The sequence below is a fragment of the Bacteroides sp. RTP21281st1_H5_RTP21281_210402 genome, from assembly GCF_040918965.1.
GTDB classification, from domain to species: domain Bacteria; phylum Bacteroidota; class Bacteroidia; order Bacteroidales; family Bacteroidaceae; genus Bacteroides; species Bacteroides congonensis.
On sequence record NZ_JBCOWR010000007.1, the window covers coordinates 311,251 to 327,310 of the forward strand.

Sequence of the window (16,060 nt, forward strand, 5' to 3'; positions counted from 1 at the left end):
AGCAACTATGAAATTGAAGACTACGATTCCTAACCCGCTACTTGCAAAAATGAGATTGTTTCTTATTGTCCTGACTTCCTGCGTTATCGTCACCTGCATTTTCCTGATTATCATTCATCCGGAAGCGTGGATCGCTCCATCCTGCGGAATAGTAATAGCCCTGTGTATATTGCTGTATCAGGTATATTGTATCCGTAAGAGACGAAAATCCTAGATGAGATGTTGTTTCTTCAGTTCTTCGGCAACAACTTCCAGTTCTTTGTACCATTCTTCACCGAATTTACGGATTAAAGGCTCTTTCAGGAATTGATATACAGGAAGATTCTCTTTTCTCCCCAGTAAAACTGCTGCCTTACATACGTCCCAACGATGATAATTCACCGCTTTATAAGGCCCGTAATCTCCGATTCGGATGGGATAAAGATGGCAGGACACCGGTTTATAAAAATCTGTTTTACCTTCCCGATATGCTTTTTCAATAGCACAATAGCAGCATCCTTTTTCATCATAACAGGTAAAGACGCAGTCCTTATTATTTACAATTGAGGTTACTAAATCACCCTCCTCGTCTGTATATACCACTCCTTGCTTCTCTATGATCGCACGAGCTTCGGGTGCCAGTTCATCCCAAATAACAGGCAACACTTCTTCCAGTTTCTCCACTTCATCCAGTTCAACAGGCGCACCCGCATCACCCTCAATGCAACACTCTCCTTTACAAGCATCAAGGTTACAAAGAAACTTTTCCTGAAAGACATCAAGAGACACTACTACATCACCAATCTGTATCATACTAAAAACTTATGTGAGACAAAAAGGGCGGAGTAGTACTCCGCCCTCCCGATTATAGAAATCCAAATTACTTAATCAAAACGTTTCCGTCCATTTCAGCCGGAACTTCCAGACCCATAATCTTCAAGATAGTCGGAGCAACGTCAGCCAAACGACCGTTTTCTACTTTCGCAGCCTTGTTCTCTGTTACGTAAATACAAGGAACAGGGTTCATAGAGTGAGCGGTGTTCGGAGTACCGTCTTCGTTCAAAGCACGGTCGGCATTACCATGGTCAGCAATGATGATTGCTTCGTAATCCTGTGCTTTGGCAGCTTCGATTACATCCTTCACGCAAGCGTCTACAGCGATAACTGCTTTCTCGATAGCTTCGTAAATGCCGGTATGGCCTACCATGTCACCGTTGGCGAAGTTCACTACAATGAAATCGTATTTGTTTTCGTTGATGGCAGCTACCAGTTTATCTTTCACTTCGTAAGCGCTCATTTCCGGTTTCAAGTCATAAGTAGCCACTTTCGGAGATGGAACGAGGATACGGTCTTCCTTGTCAAACGGAGTTTCACGTCCACCGTTGAGGAAGAATGTCACATGGGCATACTTCTCCGTTTCAGCGATATGAAGCTGGCTCTTGCCATTGGCAGCAAGATATTCGCCTAATGTGTTGGATACATTTTCTTTATCAAACAGGATATGAACACCCTTGAAAGAAGCGTCATACGGAGTCATACAGTAATATTGCAGACCTGGGATTGTATGCATGCCTGCTTCCGGCATATCCTGCTGAGTCAGTACGACAGTCAACTCTTTTGCACGGTCGTTACGGTAATTGAAGAAGATTACCACATCGCCTTCCTTGATTGTTCCGTCAACGTTTGCATTTACAATCGGCTTGATAAATTCGTCTGTCACGCCTTCATCATAAGATTCCTGCATTGCCTGAACCATGTCGGTAGCTTTCTTACCTTCACCGTTCACCAACAGGTCATATGCTTCTTTCACGCGTTCCCAACGTTTGTCACGATCCATAGCATAATAACGGCCGATGATGGAAGCAACCTTTCCGCCCGATTTCTCGCAGTGTGCAGTAAGTTCTTCAATAAAACCCTTACCGCTCTTCGGGTCAGTGTCGCGACCGTCCATGAAGCAGTGGATGAATGTATTGTCGATATTGTATTCTTTAGCGATGTCGCAAAGTTTGAAAAGATGAACGAGTGAGCTGTGCACGCCACCATTGGAAGTCAAGCCCATGAAATGAATGTTCTTTCCGTTTTCTTTTGCATAAGAGAAAGCTGAAACAACTTCAGGATTCTTCATTATGCTGTTGTCAGCACATGCACGGTTGATTTTTACCAAATCCTGATAAACCACGCGTCCGGCACCGATATTCAAGTGACCAACTTCAGAGTTACCCATCTGTCCGTCGGGCAAACCTACGTTTTCACCACTTGCCTGAAGCTGGGAGTGAGGATAAGTAGTTGTCAGATAATCCCAGTAAGGAGTGGGAGTGTTGAAGATTACGTCGTCTTTCTTTTGGTCACCTAGTCCCCAACCATCGAGGATCATTAAAAGGGCTTTCTTGCTCATAATATTTCAATATTTAAATTATCACTCTGATTTTCGGGCGCAAAGGTACGAAAAAGATGGTAATCTGAACGTTTAATCTATGTTAAGTTACAGTGGATGAGTAAAGGAAGTCTCAAGGATTTTCCTTTCTTTGTAAGACAACCTCCAAACATGAAGAGTATGAAAACAATCCTACTTAGTCTTGCATTGCTATTATCCGGTATTTCAACCGCACAAAACATTAACGACTCCCCTGTTAAAACAGCAGGCAATTCCCATCTCACGAATGAGACTTCCCTTCTCCAATCTATCAGAGGAAACTGGTTCAGAGCGGACATTCCCAACCAATGGGAATATGGCATCTATGATTCCGTATGCATCATACAGAACCGGATGTTTACCCATAAAAGCATACGCAAACTAGGCGACTACATCGAATTGACCGTGCAAGACAAAAGAAATGCCGCTATAGAAACGTTACGGTTCGCTCCTCAACCCGACGGAGATTGCCTGATTAAATTCAAAGGTTCCAATGAACTGCGATATACCAAAGAGACAAACAGCAAACCTCTGGTGACAACCGAAACTGACTTCAAAGAATTTATACGCAAAGATACCGCTTATCTGCAAGGCTATATAGACAGATATACCCACACAGCCGGTACCACCCTGTTAATAAGCAATGAACTGACACGAGAAGACCGTCCCACAGTAGTCAACATAAATCCTGACGGCAGCTTTGAATGCAAACTTGTACTTAATTATCCAATAGAAAATCTCCTGTCGCTAGGCAACCATTATATTTCATTCTATATAGAACCCGGACAGACATTATCCATATATGTTGATGATGAAGGCAGTTATGATAACATTAAAATGATGGGGCCTTCCGCCGCTCTTTCTCAAATGTATGACAAGCTGAGTGATTTAATAAGATACGATAATGATGTATACACAAAGGCAAAAAATGGATTTCCGCCTGACTTGTTTAAGCAAGAAATACAAACGGCATCTATCAGGCTCAACCAGATTGGCGACTCATTAGCACAAATCTATGCGGCATCACCCAAAGCGATTCATCTGATAAAAAACAAGTTAGCATTGGAAAAAGGAAAAATTCTTTTAAATTTCATGGCATATAGGAATGTTTTTGCAGAGCGGGATACTGCCAATCAGGCATTGAAGATGAAAGCGGGAAATAATTATTATGATTTTCTGAAAGATATTTCTTTGAACGACGAGTCTTTGCTCGCAGACAAAGGATATAGAGAGTTTGTCAACCGGTTTGAATTTATGCCACCCCTAAGCGAAGTCCAGAGCGATGCCTATGAAAAGAAGTTCCTCTCTCGTCCTGCCAATAAGGAAACACCGAATATTTCAAATCGAGAACAGGATGAGCAGACGCTCCATAAAGCCAAAGAGTATCTGACGAAAGGAGACTCGGTAATCAGCCTGTTAAGCGGGCAGGATAATAGTTTTCTTTGGCAGACTACACTCGTACGCCGCTTACAATACGACCTAAAGACATATAATACCCCTTCCGCCGCAAAGAAATATATAAATAGCCTGAATAAATATCTTACATACCCTATCCTGACTGCTGAAACGAATCGTATATTCGACACCATCTTTTCAAAGAAAGCTGATAAAACCTACCGGTTACCGGAAGGAAAAGCTACTGAAATCTTTCGGAATATCATCAAAGCGCATTCCGGTAAAATATTGTTTATTGACTTTTGGGCTACAAGTTGTGGCGGATGCAGAATGGGCATAGAGACCACTGCGCAATTACGCAAAGACTATAAGAACCATCCCGAAATCCAGTTCATCTATATCACAGACGAACGTTCATCCCCGAGAAAAACATACGATGAATATGTAGCAAAAAATCTGGAAGGAGAAGTTTCATACCGGATTGGTAAAAATGAATTCGAATATCTCCGTGAATTATTCAAATTCAACGGTATTCCACATTACGAATTAATACAAAAGGACGGCAGTGTGACCATCAATCCTCCAACAGCTTGGGAGCTTGAAGAGTATGTTCAGAAACATTTCAAGAAATCTGAGGAATTATAAGATATGACAGAAAAAGTCTGTCTTGTACGGAAAGAAACCATAAAAAATGACGTAAAGGTAAGTTATCCGTCAGATTTTGCTTACCTTTGCACCGCTTTTAAATTAAAATCATAGAAATATGGACGATTCAAACCCGCGAACGTGCACAACTAGTATTAATTAAAGCGAACAGAGTCATTGCAAACTAGTGTCTCTGCTCGTGCAAAACAACGAAAGGAGACAATAAGATGAGAATGTATCTTTATTGTGAGGCCGGCTTTGTGGAAAAGACACAATGGCTTCCCAACAGTTGGGTAAACGTAGTATGCCCGAATGATGATGACTTTGAATTTCTGACCAAGACGCTCAATGTTCCCGAATCATTTCTTGACGATATAGCCGATACGGACGAACGTCCGCGTACGGACACGGAAGGTAACTGGCTGCTTACCATCCTGCGTATCCCGTTGCAGAACAAGCAGAACGGCAGTCTGCCCTTCGACACTGTACCTATTGGTATTATCACGAACAATGAAATCATTGTATCCGTCTGTTATCATGACACCGACTTATTGCCGGACTTTATCGAACACACCCGCAGAAAAGGTATTGTTGTCCGCAATAAGCTCGACTTGATTTTCCGGCTTATCTACTCTTCTGCCGTATGGTTCCTGAAGTATCTGAAACAAATCAATTTGGATATCAGTGCCGCGGAAAAAGAGTTGGAGCGTAGTATTCGTAACGAAGACTTGCTCCGCCTGATGAAACTACAGAAAACACTGGTTTACTTCAACACTTCCATCCGTGGAAACGAAGTGATGATCGGTAAACTGAAAACGATTTTCCAAGATACCGATTTTTTGGATACGGAACTGGTAGAGGATGTAATTATCGAATTGAAACAGGCACTTAATACCGTAAATATTTACAGTGACATTCTCACAGGAACAATGGATGCCTTTGCTTCCATTATCTCCAACAATGTGAATACAATCATGAAGCGCATGACCAGCTTGTCAATAGTCCTGATGCTTCCGACATTGATTGCCAGTTTCTATGGCATGAATGTGGACATTCATTTGGAAGAGGTTCCTTTCGCTTTTTCCCTGATTGTATTATTCTCTATCGGATTGTCAACTCTGGCGTTCGTGATATTCAGAAAGATTAAATGGTTCTAAATACCAAAAATACAGCCTACTATCTAGTCGCAGACAGTAGGCTGAAATTATACGTTTTTACTTCGATAGAGAATTAATTAAAAGAGAATGTTTAGAGAGAGAAATTAAATTCTATTTCATTCTATATTTATCCTTGTTTGCTTACTTTTCTTCCACCCAACGGAATAGATACTCCAACAAATCCGTTAACAGAGTTAGAGTTCTTTCCTAAGAACATATAGTCGGTTCCGAGGAATACCGGGCCTAATTTCAGACCCAGACCGAATGATTTACCTGCTGACTGGATTACTGAGTAGCTAAGTGCTACGTTAAACCAGCTTTTCGGACGGTAGTTTGCAGAGAAGGTCAACTCAGTAAGTGCATCGGGTTGTACAAAACGAGTTGTAGACAATGCGCCAACTGCTAGTTTATTGTTGAAGAAGCCGTATTCTGCACCTACTACTAATGTAGAAGCTAGACGAGACTTGCGAGATTCTTTTGCGTCACCAACTTCAAGTTGCAACATATCGTAGTTAAGTACATCACCTTTTGTTACAAGATCCATATAATTTTCAGCATCGTTTTGTAACTTATTCAATGCATTTGTAACACTAGATTGCGCATTAGTAGGATCAATCATACCTGCATAAGTACTTCCCTTAATATCAATTGGATCCGGATTAGCAGATGCAATTTTTGTTGCTGATTTAGACCAAGAAATAAACCCTAAGTCAAGGATAGAAGCAGACACAGTCAAATTATCCAAGATTTTATAAGACGCACCTAAATCAATACCGAAACCATAACCTGCTATACCCAATTTACCACTATCAAAATCAAAATCGGTTACATAGTCTTTCCCCTCTTCTTCTTTTAGTTCCAAACCTTTAAAAGAACTCTTCAGTTCGGCCCCAACAGTTAAGTTTGCATGATAATTATCAAACTTAGCTTTCAAATCTTGAGCTTTTGCAACAATTGCCTCAGAACTGCCAGACCAATAACTATCGCTTGACCATTCATTGATTTGTTGATCGGTAGGTAAATTAGCACTCATTGCTATTTTATTGAGTTTCAATTCCATATTACCGATACCTAATAGTGCTTTTACTCTAGCACCAACAGTTAACCGACTATTGATCTGACGTGAAAGTCCTAAACCTATTTCTGTATAAGCATTGATATTCAATTGCTGGTTGCTAATATCATAATTACTGTTTCTCCAGTTATCTTCTATTGCGTCCATCTCATTCAGGAAAGTAAACATGTTCTTAGTCAAGTTCGCACCAATATCCGTACGAAGACCGATATTGAATGACCAAAAGTTCTTTCCTTTGTACCATCCAGCAGAAAGAATCTCTGTACTGAAGTTCACATTCAGTTTATTATTATCTTTCAGACGATTCATGAAATCCGGTTTGGTATAGAAATCATCGCCATCATCAATGATATCAATGATATCCTGATATCCTAACGAAGTAGAACCAACCGTTGCATTTACGGCACCAATTACCGGAAGATTGAAGTAACCTTTCGTCGGTGTCAAAGCCGGATTTAACTGTTGACGATAGTGCGTCCCTTCCATAAAATAAGAAGTACGCAGGAACTGTGCATTTGCAGAAAGAGCGCAAACCAACATAATAGAAAAAACCCCAATGAGCTTAGAAGACCATAATAGCTTGTTCGTTGCCATGATTTTATACTTTTTAATTCTTATTATCGTTTGCAAATATATAGTATTTCGATAACAAATAAAAGCACGGGGCAACACTTTTTCAGCCTAAACAGAACAATTTTAATACTAAACGTAACAAAATCGTGCTTATTCTGCAAAAAAATGTAGAAAATATAATTTTATAAGAGATAAAACAGACTTATAAATCCAAAGAGAGTTGCCCATCTCCTAATAAGTTAAACGTTAAACGATGATAAGGAGTAGTCCCATGTTCGGCAATGGCGGTACGATGTTTTTTAGTCGGGTAACCTTTATTATGATTCCAGTCGTAAGATGGAAACTCTTCGTGAAGACGGTTCATATAGTCATCCCTGTATGTTTTGGCTAAAATGGATGCAGCGGCTATTGAAAGATACTTCCCATCTCCCTTTATTACAGTAGTATGGGAAATATCGGGATATTTATTGAAACGGTTTCCGTCAATCAGCAGATGTTGCGGACGGGTAGTTAATTGGTCGACAGCACGGTGCATAGCCAGAAAAGAAGCACGCAAGATATTTATCTCATCTATTTCTTCGGGTGAGACAACGCCAACCGCCCAGGCTATGGCTTCCTTTTCTATTATCTCACGCAGTGTGTAGCGCTGTTTTTCCGTCAGTTGCTTGGAGTCATTCAACAACTCATTCTTAAAACCTTTCGGAAGAATAACCGCAGCGGCATATACCGCACCTGCCAGACAGCCACGGCCTGCTTCGTCGCATCCTGCTTCAATCAGATTCTCATTTAAATAAGGTAATAACATCTTTATCGTTTTTATTCAGGTGCAAAGGTAAAGGAAATAAAAAAAGGAGACTTGCTTTTTGTCTCCTTTTTCTTGGTTATTTCTTATTTCTTTCTCACTTCTTAGAATAAACTCCAGGCGACAGTAAGTCCTGCCATCACGATGGCTACCATGCTCATCAGCTTTATCAGGATATTCAAGCTGGGGCCGGACGTATCCTTAAACGGGTCGCCTACCGTGTCACCTACTACGGTTGCCTTATGAACTTCACCGCCTTTGCCACCGAAGTTGCCTTCTTCTACATACTTCTTTGCGTTATCCCATGCACCACCGGCATTGGCCATAAAAATAGCCAGAACGAAACCGCTGCTCAAACCACCGATTAACAAGCCAAGCACACCGGGAACACCAAAGATAAGCCCTGTAAGGATAGGGGCAATAATAGCAATGAGGGAAGGAACGACCATTTCGCGCTGCGCACCCTTTGTCGAGATTTCAACACAACGTTCGTAATCCGGTTCCGTCTCGCCTGTCAGGATACCTTTAATTTCACGGAATTGGCGGCGCACTTCGTCTACCATATGTCCTGCTGCACGTCCAACCGCATTCATTGTCAAACCGCAGAACAGGAAAGCCATCATCGAACCGAGAAACATGCCCGCAAGCACTTTCGGATTCATCAGGTTCACTTCATAAAAATTCATGAAGTCCGTAAATGTCGCATTCGCCACGTTAAAGGGACTTCCGTCGGGGAAAGTCAGGTTCATACTTCCGAGACGGGTCAGGCCGATTCGGATTTCCTCAATATAGGATGCCAGCAAAGCCAGTCCGGTCAATGCGGCAGAACCGATGGCAAAACCTTTTCCGGTGGCGGCGGTCGTATTACCCAATGAATCGAGCGCATCGGTACGCTTGCGGACTTCAGCACCCAAGCCGGACATTTCAGCATTACCACCCGCGTTATCGGCAATCGGGCCATAAGCATCCGTAGCCAGTGTGATTCCCAGTGTAGAAAGCATGCCGACAGCGGCAATACCGATTCCGTACAATCCCATACCAACATTGGCAAAATCACCGCCGGAAGCTAATAAATAGGAAGCAATGATACCCACCACTACGGCAATCACAGGGATAGCTGTAGAAAGCATTCCCAAACCGATACCGGAGATAATGACCGTAGCAGGGCCGGTCTTACCGCTTTCACTCAATTTCTGCGTGGGACGATAGGATTGGGAAGTATAATATTCAGTAGAGCGTCCGATTACAATGCCCACCAACAAGCCGACTACTACGGCACAAGAAATCAAAAGCCAGTTATCAAGTTGCAAGAACCATAATATAAGGAAGGTAGCAGCTACGATAAGTGCCGAACTGAGATTCGTGCCAAAAGCCAACGAACCGAGCAAATCTTTCATCGTCGCATTCTCTTTGGTACGGACAGCGAATATACCTATAATAGAAAGGATAATGCCGACAGCCGCAATCAACATCGGAGCAATTACAGCTTTGAACTGCATCACCGTATCCGCCGAATGGATAAAGGCGGCAGCGCCCAATGCGGCCGTCGCCAGGATGGAACCGCAATAAGATTCGTATAGGTCGGCTCCCATACCGGCCACGTCACCGACGTTATCACCGACATTATCGGCAATCGTAGCAGGATTGCGCGGGTCATCTTCCGGGATTCCGGCTTCCACCTTGCCTACCAGGTCGGCTCCGACGTCAGCGGCTTTTGTATAGATACCGCCACCCACACGGGCAAAGAGCGCTTGTGTGGAAGCTCCCATACCGAAAGTCAGCATCGTAGTAGTAATCACGCAGAGTTTATGAGTAGGCGTCAGCGCGTCGGCAGGAATTACCGCGTTCAGCAACAGATACCAAAAGGAAATATCAAGCAAACCAAGGCCGACAACCACCAGTCCCATCACCGCACCGCTTCGGAAAGCGATTCTTAGTCCGGCGTTCAGTGAGTTACGGGCTGCATTGGCGGTACGTGCCGAAGCATACGTGGCCGTTTTCATTCCAAGGAAACCGGAAAGACCGGAGAAGAAACCACCCGTCAGGAAAGCAATGGGTACCCATGCGTTCTGTACGTGAAAGCCATAAGCCATTATCGAAAACAAAATAACCAGTCCCAAGAATACACAACCTACTATTTTGTACTGCTGTTTCAGATAAGACATAGCCCCTTTGCGCACAGCGGCGGCTATTTTTATCATTTGGGGTGTACCTTCACTCTCTTTCATCATTTGCTTATGAAAGTAATAAGCAAAACAGAGGGCTAACACGGAAGCGACTGGAACCAACCAGAAAAGAATGTTATCCATAGATTCAAAATTATTAAAGGGTTTACAGTCGCTAAAAGTATGGAAATCAATCGAAAAAAGCAAGCAAAGAAGAAAGAATTTTCTACTCTGAAAGGAACAATCTTTCGCACATAGTTCCGAATGAACAAGTCGTTTGTAGTTACTTGCCTTGTTAGCTGGTTTCCATACAATTACCCTTCATAATAAGATGGTATACCATCAAATTCGGTTCCCCGTAAGGAAACGCCAGTATCCTCGTAGAGAAACGACCGTATCCCCGTAAGGAAACGATTGTTTCCCCGTAGAGATACGTGAGTTTCCATGTTAGGAAATTACAGGAAACTATAAGTGATTAATTTATAGACGTATAGGCAATTTTATTTATTCCTTATTAATTATCTGTAGCCTTCTACCGCCTATCTTTATCCCTACCAACCGGATTATCGCTTATACATGACAAATTATCATTATCTTTGTGGCGCACTAATACCCGCAAACTAACTAATACCGAATAATTATTATTAAAAACCATGAAGAAACTATTTGCATTGCTACTGGCATTGTTCACGCTTACGCTAGTGGACGCACAAGAACAGAATGTAATCCGCATCGCAACGGACAACACGGATTTAATCCTTCAAGTGGCTCCGAACGGACGCCTTTATCAGGCTTATCTCGGCGATAAGTTGCTGAACGAACGTGACATTGACCATTTCTCCCCTTATGTGAAAGGCGGTAGCGATGGAAGCGTGTCTACCCGCGGCTGGGAAGTATATCCGGGCTCCGGCGCAGAGGATTACTTTGAACCTGCCGTAGCCATTACGCACAGCGATGGCAATCCGAGCACCATCCTCCGTTATGTATCTTCCGAACAGAAAGCAGTCGCAGGCGGAACGGAAACAATCATCTGTCTGAAAGACGACCAATATCCGGTAGAAGTGACTTTGCATTATATCGCTTATCCGAAAGAGAACGTTATCAAAACATGGAGTGAAATAAAGCATAATGAAAAGAAGCCGGTCACTTTGTGGCGTTATGCTTCCACCATGCTCTATTTCTCCGCAAATGAATATTATCTGACTGAGTTCAGCAGTGACTGGGCGAAAGAGGCACAGATGAGTACACAGCCGCTGCGATTCGGCAAGAAAGTAATCGACACCAAGCTCGGAAGCCGTGCCGCCATGCACACGCATCCGTTCTTCGAACTCGGTATCGAGCAACCGGCACAGGAAACACAGGGACGTGTGATGCTGGGTACTATCGGATGGACAGGGAATTTCCAGTTTACTTTTGAAGTGGACAATGTAGGCAACCTCCGCGTAATCCCGGCTATCAATCCTTATGCTTCTGATTATGAATTGAAAGCGAACGAAGTATTTACGACTCCCGAATTTATGTTCACTTTCAGTAATAACGGTACAGGCGAAGCCAGCCGCAATCTCCATGCCTGGGCACGCAACCATCAATTAAAGGACGGACAAGGCGACCGTCTCACTCTGCTGAACAACTGGGAAAACACCTACTTCAAATTCAACGAAGAATTACTCTCCGAACTAATGAAGGAAGCCAGACATCTCGGTGTGGATATGTTCCTGCTCGACGACGGTTGGTTCGGCAACAAGCACCCGCGCAACAGTGACAATGCCGGACTGGGTGACTGGGAAGTAATGAAGTCCAAACTCCCCGGCGGTATTCCCGCACTTGTGAAATCCGCCAAGGAAGCCGGAGTGAAATTCGGAATCTGGATTGAACCGGAAATGGTGAACCCGAAAAGTGAACTGTTCGAGAAACACCCCGACTGGGCTATCACGCTGCCCAACCGCGAAACTTATTACTATCGCAACCAGTTGGTGCTCGACCTCAGTAATCCGAAAGTACAGGATTTTGTTTTCGGCGTAGTAGACAATATCCTGACCGAGAATCCCGAAGTAGCTTTCTTCAAATGGGATTGTAACTCTCCGATCACGAATATTTATTCTCCGTATCTGAAGGACAAGCAGGGACAGCTTTATATCGACCATGTACGCGGCATTTACAATGTGCTGAAACGTGTAAAGGAGAAATATCCCAATACGCCGATGATGCTTTGCTCCGGTGGTGGCGCACGCTGTGACTATGAAGCGTTGAAATATTACACGGAATTTTGGTGCAGCGATAACACCGACCCGATAGAACGCCTGTTTATCCAATGGGGATTTTCACAAATCTTCCCAGCAAAAGCGATGTGCGCACACGTGACCAGCTGGAACAAAAAGACTAGTGTAAAGTTCCGCACGGACGTAGCCAGTATGTGCAAATTAGGCTTCGACCTCGGACTGAAAGAACTGAATGCAGACGAACTGACTTATTGCCAGAACGCGGTAGCCAACTGGACACGCTTGAAAAAAGTAATTTTAGACGGCGACCAATACAGACTGGTTTCCCCTTATGACGGCAACCACATGTCTGTGATGTATGCCGCACCGGACAAGAATAAGGCTGTTCTCTATACGTACGACATTCATCCGCGTTATGCAGAAAAGCTGCTTCCCGTGAAATTACAGGGATTGGATGCGAAGAAGATGTATAAGGTGAAAGAAATCAATCTGATGCCGAACAAAAAATCTAATCTGGACGCCAACGAAAAGACATATTCAGGAGATTATCTGATGAAAGTGGGAATCCATGCGTTCACCACAAACCAAGCTTTCAGCCGTGTGATTGAATTGACTGCGGAATAAACAGATAAATAAAAACAGAAAAGGGGATTCACCGTTTACCGGCGTTTCCCCTTTCTTTTTCACACACACAATAATAATCAATTAATCCTCAATCTTCACGGCTGTGCCGTTGGCAGTCACCATCAGCATACTGCCACTACCTCCTACTGTCTCGTAGTCCAAATCAACACCTATCACGGCATTAGCTCCCAATTGGGCTGCTTGTGCCTGCATTTCCTGCAAAGCGGTATCTTTAGCTTTGCGTAATACCTCTTCGTATGCTCCGGAACGTCCGCCTACAATGTCGCGGATGCTTGCAAACAGGTCACGGAACACATTGGCACCTATGATTGTCTCGCCGGAAACTATCCCGTAATACTTCACTATTCGTTTTCCCTCAATGACGGGAGTTGTTGTTACTAACATAGTCTTTTTCTCCTTTTAAATTTATTCGCTTATCTATTAGACGGGGAACACCCCTAAAAAGTTGCAGCTATACCGTAACTTTTTACGATATAGCTGCCATTAATGTTAAAGAGAGAGAATTTATAATATAAGCATAGTCTCACGACCCTCCAAATATTCATTTTATATATTAGACGCTTGAAACTTCAAATTACTGCACTTGAAGGCATCTTTTTTTAGTTAAAGAATAAAAAAATCGCCATTCCTCACAGGAACAGCGATTTATATTTTAAAACATACGGCTGACGCGTTCGATTCCTGCCACCAGCGCATCAATCTCCGCTTTCGTATTATACATGGCGAATGATGCCCTGACAGTTCCTTCAATACCAAGACGCTGCATCAAGGGTTGCGCACAATGGTGTCCGGTACGGACGGCGATCCCCAAACGATCCAGTAGAGTGCCTAAATCGAAGTGGTGAATATTACCTACCAGAAAGGAGATTACTGCCCCCCGGTCGGCAGCTTCACCGAATATACGCATATCAGGTATTTCTTTCAGGCGTTGCAGGGCGTAGGTTGTCAGTTCATGCTCATGCTTCGCAATCTTTTCCATGCCGATGCCGTTCACGTAGTCGAGGGCTTTTGCCAAGCCTGTAGTTCCGATGTAATCGGGCGTACCGGCCTCAAACTTGAAAGGAAGTTCGTTGAACGTTGTTTTCTCGAAGGAGACGTGTTGAATCATCTCTCCTCCGCCCTGGTAAGGCGGCATACGATCCAGCCATTCTTCTTTTCCATAAAGTACGCCGACTCCCGTCGGGCCGTATACCTTGTGAGCGGAGAATACCAGGAAATCGGCATCCAAATCCTGTACGTCCACCTTCATGTGAGGGATGGACTGGGCTGCATCAATCAGGCAAGGTACACCGTGAGCATGAGCGGTAGCAATCATTTCCTTCACCGGATTTACTGTACCCAAGACATTGGAAACCTGAACTACGCTGACAATCTTCGTACGTTCGGAGAAAAGCTTTTCGTATTCATCCAGTAGCAGTTCACCTTTGTCGTTCATGGGGATTACTTTGATGGCGATGCCTTTGCGGGCTGCCAACAATTGCCAGGGAACGATATTGCTGTGATGTTCCATCACTGAGAGAATAACTTCGTCGCCCGCTTGCATAAACTCATCACCAAAACTGGAGACAAGAAGATTGATGCTTTCCGTTGTTCCACGGGTAAAGACTACTTCGCCCGTGCTACGGGCATTGATAAACTGACGCACCGTTTCACGGGAGGCTTCATGCAGTTCCGTGGCTTGTTGCGAGAGGTAATGCACGCCACGGTGCACGTTCGCATTCACGGAATAATACTCGTCCACCAACGAATCAACTACCAAACGGGGTTTTTGAGTCGTTGCACCGTTGTCGAAGTAAACCAAAGGTTTACCGTAGACCGTACGGCTTAGTATCGGGAAATCCTCACGTATCTTTTGAATATCCATTTTCTTAGTGATTAATCATCATTTACAGATTGCACAACCCTGGCATCTGTTCAATTCGCCACGGAAGCGTTTTTCTACCAACAGATGCAGACGGTCTTTCAGCACATCCAGACGAATGGTATCAATGACTTCATTGACAAACGCGAACATCAGTAGCAAACGGGCTTCTTTCTCGTCGATTCCACGTGAACGCATGTAGAATAATGCATTCTCGTCCAGTTGTCCGACGGTTGCTCCATGCGAACATTTCACATCATCGGCATAAATTTCCAACTGCGGCTGTGTGTACATGCGGGCATCGCGTGTAGCGCAAAGGTTCCGGTTGGTCTGTTGCGAGTTGGTATGCTGTGCGTCGGGACGTACCAATACCAGTCCGGCAAATGCGCCTACCGACTGGTCGTCGAGAACGTATTTGAACAACTCTTTACTGGTACAGTTCGGCACTGCATGGTCGATGCTTGTATTATTATCTACGTGCTGGTTCTTGTCGGCAATAGCCATACCGCAAAGGTTTATTTCAGCACCTTCACCTGCCAGCAGCACTTCGGTTGTATTGCGGGTAGTACCGTTATGCAAGGTCATGCCATTCAGCAGGACATTACTGTTCGCTTCCTGTTTTACGTACAGGTTGCTGATACGGACTGTACTGGTATGTGTTTCTTCCAGTTCGTACATATCGAACACGGCATTCTCTCCGGCAAAGACTTCAATGACCTGCGTTGCAAGGAAATTCACGTTATCCATGGCATGGTCACAAATCAACAAGCGGGCTTGTGCGCCATCTTCCAGGATAATCAGCACACGCCGGTTTACCATAAAGTTGACGTCTGCACGCAGGATGTTTACCAACTGGATAGGCTTTTCCACAATTACATTTTTCGGTACATAGAAGATGACGCCGTCTTGTGCAAAAGTGGTATTGAAAGCCGTCACGCCATCTTTGGAAGTATCCGCCAGTTTGCCGTAATACTTCTTCACCAGTTCAGGATGTTGTCCGGCTACGTCTTTCAGACTACCGAAGATAACGCCTTCCGGCAAATGGCTTTTGGGAAGTGCCTTGTTATAAAATGCATCGTTGACTACGAAATACAGGGCGGTGCTCATATTCGGCACGTCGCACTTAAACAC

Annotated in this window: 12 protein-coding genes; 4 read left to right on the forward strand and 8 right to left on the reverse strand. The window is 43.9% G+C overall.

Annotated features, from left to right (window positions below):
- Positions 1 to 7: 7 nt before the first annotated feature.
- Complete coding sequence (locus AB5443_RS12890; protein ID WP_073346835.1) at positions 8 to 214, forward strand: hypothetical protein; 207 nt, start codon at positions 8 to 10, stop codon at positions 212 to 214.
- Here AB5443_RS12890 and AB5443_RS12895 read toward each other — a convergent pair.
- Positions 211 to 792, reverse strand: a complete 582-nt coding sequence (locus AB5443_RS12895; RefSeq protein ID WP_022137566.1) for a DUF3109 family protein — start codon at positions 790 to 792, stop codon at positions 211 to 213. The genes AB5443_RS12890 and AB5443_RS12895 overlap by 4 nt on opposite strands.
- Before the next feature lie 67 nt (positions 793 to 859).
- Positions 860 to 2,374, reverse strand: a complete 1,515-nt coding sequence (gpmI, locus tag AB5443_RS12900; RefSeq protein WP_073346836.1) for a 2,3-bisphosphoglycerate-independent phosphoglycerate mutase — start codon at positions 2,372 to 2,374, stop codon at positions 860 to 862.
- 159 nt (positions 2,375 to 2,533) lie between these two features.
- Here gpmI and AB5443_RS12905 point away from each other — a divergent pair, with 159 nt between their 5' ends.
- The gene (locus AB5443_RS12905; RefSeq protein WP_368113673.1) at positions 2,534 to 4,432 is read left to right on the forward strand and encodes a TlpA family protein disulfide reductase; all 1,899 of its coding nucleotides are present in this window, start codon (positions 2,534 to 2,536) and stop codon (positions 4,430 to 4,432) included.
- A 227-nt stretch (positions 4,433 to 4,659) separates the two neighbouring features.
- Entirely contained in the window at positions 4,660 to 5,589 is a 930-nt protein-coding gene (locus AB5443_RS12910) for a magnesium transporter CorA family protein (protein ID WP_277131592.1), read from the forward strand.
- 127 nt (positions 5,590 to 5,716) lie between these two features.
- On the opposite strand, the gene AB5443_RS12915 is transcribed toward AB5443_RS12910, so the two are convergent.
- From AB5443_RS12915 to AB5443_RS12925, 3 genes are all read right to left on the reverse strand, one after another.
- Positions 5,717 to 7,258, reverse strand: coding sequence for a DUF5723 family protein (locus AB5443_RS12915; protein WP_022137570.1), 1,542 nt, complete (start codon positions 7,256 to 7,258; stop codon positions 5,717 to 5,719).
- A gap of 181 nt (positions 7,259 to 7,439) precedes the next feature.
- Positions 7,440 to 8,042, reverse strand: a complete 603-nt coding sequence (locus AB5443_RS12920) for a ribonuclease HII (protein ID WP_277131593.1) — start codon at positions 8,040 to 8,042, stop codon at positions 7,440 to 7,442.
- A 101-nt stretch (positions 8,043 to 8,143) separates the two neighbouring features.
- Positions 8,144 to 10,348 (reverse strand): sodium-translocating pyrophosphatase, encoded by a 2,205-nt coding sequence (locus AB5443_RS12925; RefSeq protein ID WP_044655020.1) that lies wholly within the window; start codon positions 10,346 to 10,348, stop codon positions 8,144 to 8,146.
- Between the two features lie 509 nt (positions 10,349 to 10,857).
- Between AB5443_RS12925 and AB5443_RS12930 the strand changes: the two genes are divergently transcribed.
- Complete coding sequence (locus tag AB5443_RS12930) at positions 10,858 to 13,047, forward strand: alpha-galactosidase (RefSeq protein ID WP_277131594.1); 2,190 nt, start codon at positions 10,858 to 10,860, stop codon at positions 13,045 to 13,047.
- A gap of 81 nt (positions 13,048 to 13,128) precedes the next feature.
- Here AB5443_RS12930 and AB5443_RS12935 read toward each other — a convergent pair whose 3' ends face one another.
- The 3 genes from AB5443_RS12935 to sufD all read right to left on the reverse strand — a co-directional run.
- On the reverse strand, positions 13,129 to 13,452 hold the full coding sequence (locus AB5443_RS12935) for a heavy metal-binding domain-containing protein (RefSeq protein ID WP_022137574.1): 324 nt from the start codon (positions 13,450 to 13,452) through the stop codon (positions 13,129 to 13,131).
- Between the two features lie 268 nt (positions 13,453 to 13,720).
- Positions 13,721 to 14,932 (reverse strand): aminotransferase class V-fold PLP-dependent enzyme, encoded by a 1,212-nt coding sequence (locus AB5443_RS12940; protein WP_044655017.1) that lies wholly within the window; start codon positions 14,930 to 14,932, stop codon positions 13,721 to 13,723.
- 18 nt (positions 14,933 to 14,950) lie between these two features.
- Positions 14,951 to 16,060 (reverse strand): Fe-S cluster assembly protein SufD (gene sufD, locus AB5443_RS12945; RefSeq protein WP_368119610.1); only part of this gene is annotated, 1,110 nt, incomplete at its 5' end.